At 46.8% G+C, this 280-nt stretch carries 1 protein-coding gene; it reads right to left on the bottom strand.

The genetic code is table 11. From position 1 onward, the window contains the following. On the bottom strand, positions 1–280 hold a 280-nt coding region (locus QWJ41_RS22140), incomplete at its 3' end, for a DNA cytosine methyltransferase (RefSeq protein ID WP_369292742.1).

Genomic DNA, 280 nt, shown 5'->3' with positions numbered 1-280 from the left:
AACGAACCTCTTCATCAGATCGGCTGTGTGTGTGATAAGGTTGCACGATTGGCTGGAGACCTGGAGCTGCTATTGTGACTACTGCCCGCGATCGTCGCTGTGCACTTCCATAATTCCACGAATCCATGATATAATGGCTCACTTGATATCCCAATGATACCAAGCAAGCCACCATTTGAGATAGTGCTGAGCCGGCGCGCTCTGATGAAATGTTCAATACGTTCTCCAGTACACCGTACAAAGGTCGGTAAAGATCTACAAAAGAGCAGAATGTACTAAT

Origin of the sequence: Nocardioides cremeus, assembly GCF_030518195.1 — a bacterium.
Taxonomy (GTDB): Bacteria; Actinomycetota; Actinomycetes; order Propionibacteriales; family Nocardioidaceae; genus Nocardioides; species Nocardioides cremeus.
This window is presented reverse-complemented; position numbering and strand designations above follow the sequence as displayed.